A 3,409-nucleotide genomic window follows, 5' to 3' on the forward strand; every position below is an offset into this window, starting at 1 on the left:
ACACCCTTCACCCATCTCCACACACCACCCAGGGTTAGGACTTACTCATCTAGGCGGCGCGGTAGCGGGTGGCGAGTTCGTCGAAGCGTTCGATGACGTTGCGGCCGCGGTAGTCGTGGGCGTTGAAGGTGGGTGGGCGTCCGCCGCGAGAACCGCGGCGTTTTGCCGCGCCCGATCTGGTCGGCGGGTTCGGGGATGATCGCGCGAATTCCGCGGCGGCGCAGGTGTTGGCGAATGGCGCGGGAGGAGTAGGCCTTGTCGCCGCGCACGAGATCGGGTCTGGTGCGGGGGTCGGCCGCCGCCCAGCCGGGGGACCTGCAGGTGGGCCATGAGCGGTTCGAACATCGGCGAGTCCCCGGCCGACCGGGCGGTGAGCAGGGTGACCAAGGCGCGGCCGTGGCCGTCGGCCAGCCGGTGGATCTTGGTGGTCGGGCGGCTCGATCCCGGGTTTCGTGTAGTTCGATCCAGCCCCCTGCGTGGCGGGTGATGGTGGTGGCGCGCTGGTGGGCGCGGGCGATCGTGGAATCCACCGAGATCGCCCAGTCGATCTTGCCCGGCCGCGTCCGCGGGTGGCCAGCGGCCGGGCCAGCACCGCATCCCAGACGCCCTGGGCGGCCAGGCGGCGGTGCCAGGTCCAGGTTGTTTGCCAGGCGCCCGAACACCGCAGGCACATTCCGCCACGCGATCCCGCACCGGTAGCGGTAAATGATTCCCTCCGCCATCGCCGGGCGTCGGAGAACGGCCGCCCCGGTTTACCGGTCCGCACCGGCAGCAAGTCCACCATTCCAGCAACCAGCCAGCACCTTTGCCAGACACGCCCTAGTTTGACAAGTCGAATAGGTGAGTTGTCTGCTAGGTGCGTGGTTCTCTCCCGCATCATCCTGGGCCTGCTCGCCATCGCGCCCATGACCGGTTACGACCTCAAACGCCACTTCGACTCGACCGTCGGGCACTTCTGGTCGGCCGACCGGGCGCAGATCTACCGGACGCTGGCCCGGCTCGTCGCCGATGGCCACGCCGAGGTCGAGAAGGTGCCCGGGGAACGGGCGCCGGACCGGCAGGAGCACCGCATCACCGCGGCGGGCCGGGCGGCTCTCGCCGAATGGCTCGCCGGCGAGCCGGAGCGCCACGTCGAGCGGGATCCGTTCCTGGCGCGCGTGTTCTTCGGCGACGGCCTCGACGACGACGGCCTCCGGTCGCTGCTCGCCCGGCGCCGGGAGGAGGTGCGGGCGCGGCTGGAGCGGTTCGAGGGCATGCGGTCCGAGGCCGCCGCGCCCGACCGCGCCGCCCGCCTCCGCCTGGCCACGCTGGACAACGGCCTCGCGCACCTGCGCACCGAACTCGCCTGGCTGGACGAGGTCGAGGAGGAGTTCGCGTGACCGGCTTCCCCGAAGTGCACCACGCGCGGACGGCCGCGGCGCACCCGCCGCTGGTGATGCTGCACGGCGGCAACGCGGCGAACTGGATGTGGGAGCCGCAGGTGCCCGCCCTGACTGACCGGACCGTGCTCACGCCGGACCTGCCCGGTTTCGGCGAGCGGGTCCACGAGGACTGGCCGGGGCTGGACGCGGTGGCCGACGACGTGGTGGACCGGGTGCGCGCGTGCGGCGTGGACGGCCCCTTCGACCTGGTCGGGCTCTCGCTGGGCGCGGTGACGGCGGTGCGGGTGCTGGCCCGGCATCCCGGCCGCGTGCGCTCGGCGTTCCTGACCGGGGCGCCGCTCGCGCGGCCCGGCGCCGCGGTGCGCCTGATCGCCCGGCTGCAACTGGTGTTCTGGCGGGCGCCGTGGTTCTGGCGGGCGCTGGCCACGAGCTTCGGGCTGCCTGCCGACGCCCGGGAACGCTATGTGGCGCACGGGTTGTCGGTGCGCCGCGAGACCGCGTCCGCGATGTTCGCCGACGTGTACGCGGGCGGCGTGCCGGTGGAACTCGGCCACTACACGGGACCGCTGCTGGCCGTCGCGGGCGAGAAGGAAGACCCGGTGGTGCGGCGGTCCTTGGCGACGCTGGCACGGATCGCGCCACAGGCCCAGGTCCGGCTCGCGCCCGGCATGCACCACGTCTGGAACGTCGAGGACCCCGTCCTGTTCAACGACGTCCTGCGGGCCTGGCTGGACGGCGCCACCGACCCGCGGCTCCTCCCGGCGCGTTAGAAGACGGCGACCGCGCCCGCGGCGTCCGGCGCGGCCAGGCCGTGGCGTTCCCGGACCAGCACCGCGGGCGTGACCCCGGCCAGGTCACGCGTCTCGCGCGTCAGGTGAGCCTGGTCGGCGTACCCGGCGGCCACCGCGGAGTCGGCCAGCGAAGACGGGCGCACGGCGTCCGCGCTGCGCAGGAAACGCTGGAACCGCACGATCCGCTGCAGCGCCTTGGGCCCGAGGCCGACCTGCTCGGTGAACAGCCTGCGCAACTGGCGGCCCGTCAGCGAAACCTCGTCCGCGACCCCGTCCAGCGGCGCGCCCCGCCAGATCCGGCTCACCGCGTGCCGCACCCGCGGATCACCCGGCCGGGGCCGCAGCGCCGACGGGAAAACACCGCGCCACACCGATTCCGCGACCGTGCGGGCGGCCGCGTCCGGCAGCACCGCGCTCAACGGCACCACCGCGTCCCGCACCTCATCACCCGGCAGGCCCAGCACCGCCGCGGTCGCCTCGGTGCGCAGCCGCAGCCCGCGCAGCTCCGCGCCGGGCGGCAGCAGGTGCAGCGCGGGCGCCAGCGTGGGCCCCACCAGGTAGGCCGCGCCGGTCGACGCGACGATCACGTCCGCCGCCGCGTCCGGCACCACCCGCTGCACGAACTCGCCCGGCACCCGCTGCGCCCACCAGCAGCGCACGACACCGGAACCCACCCGTTCGCGGTAGGTGTCCGTTTCGTTCAAGCCCTCCCCGGGCTCGGCTGCCATGCTCCGAGTATGGAACAAAGCCTGCAGATCATCACGGTGTCCACCCGGGACCTCGACGCCGCGAGGGCGTTCTACGTGGACGGGCTCGGCTGGAAGCCCCTGCTGGACGTGCCCGGCGAGATCCTGTTCTTCCAGGTCGCCCACGGGGTCGCGCTCGGCCTGTTCGACGCCGTGAAGTTCGCCGAGGACCTGAACACCACCGACGTCACCGGCCCGGCCGGGCTGACCCTGTCCCACAACCTGCCCGGCCCGGACGCGGTGGACCGCTGCCTGGACGCCGCGGAGCGGGCCGGTGCGGAAATCCTGAAACCCGGCCAGCGGGCCGCGTTCGGCGGCTACCACGGCCACTTCCGCGACCCGATCGGCCTCATCTGGGAGATCGCGCACAACTCGGGCTGGGCCGTGGACCCCGACGGCACGGTGCGGATCGGTCTCATCGACGTCTAGACGAGCGATGCGTAACTCGGTCAGTGGTCGTAGGCGGTGAGGGATCGGGTGGCGGGTTGGC

At 73.1% G+C, this 3,409-nt stretch carries 4 protein-coding genes; 3 read left to right on the plus strand and 1 reads right to left on the minus strand.

What is annotated here, in order from left to right:
* Positions 1-860: 860 nt before the first annotated feature.
* Complete coding sequence (locus L2C96_RS44015) at positions 861-1,379, plus strand: PadR family transcriptional regulator (protein ID WP_237340309.1); 519 nt, start codon at positions 861-863, stop codon at positions 1,377-1,379.
* On the plus strand, positions 1,376-2,152 hold the full coding sequence (locus L2C96_RS44020) for an alpha/beta fold hydrolase (protein ID WP_237340310.1): 777 nt from the start codon (positions 1,376-1,378) through the stop codon (positions 2,150-2,152). The genes L2C96_RS44015 and L2C96_RS44020 overlap by 4 nt, the downstream gene beginning before the upstream one ends.
* Here L2C96_RS44020 and L2C96_RS44025 read toward each other — a convergent pair.
* Positions 2,149-2,901, minus strand: coding sequence for a helix-turn-helix domain-containing protein (locus tag L2C96_RS44025; RefSeq protein ID WP_237340311.1), 753 nt, complete (start codon positions 2,899-2,901; stop codon positions 2,149-2,151). The genes L2C96_RS44020 and L2C96_RS44025 overlap by 4 nt on opposite strands.
* A 9-nt stretch (positions 2,902-2,910) precedes the next feature.
* Between L2C96_RS44025 and L2C96_RS44030 the strand changes: the two genes are divergently transcribed.
* A complete protein-coding gene (locus L2C96_RS44030) occupies positions 2,911-3,348 on the plus strand; it encodes a VOC family protein (protein ID WP_237340312.1) in 438 nt (145 codons plus the stop codon).
* Positions 3,349-3,409 lie beyond the last annotated feature (61 nt).

Origin of the sequence: Amycolatopsis tucumanensis (genome assembly GCF_021654135.1) — a bacterium.
Classification (GTDB): Bacteria; Actinomycetota; Actinomycetes; order Mycobacteriales; family Pseudonocardiaceae; genus Amycolatopsis_E; species Amycolatopsis_E tucumanensis.

Excerpts from the sequence above, each read along its gene's own strand:
- L2C96_RS44025 (WP_237340311.1), bottom strand. The coding sequence starts at position 2,901 with ATGGCAGCCGAGCCCGGGGAGGGCTTGAACGAAACGGACACCTACCGC.
- L2C96_RS44030 (WP_237340312.1), top strand. The coding sequence starts at position 2,911 with ATGGAACAAAGCCTGCAGATCATCACGGTGTCCACCCGGGACCTCGAC.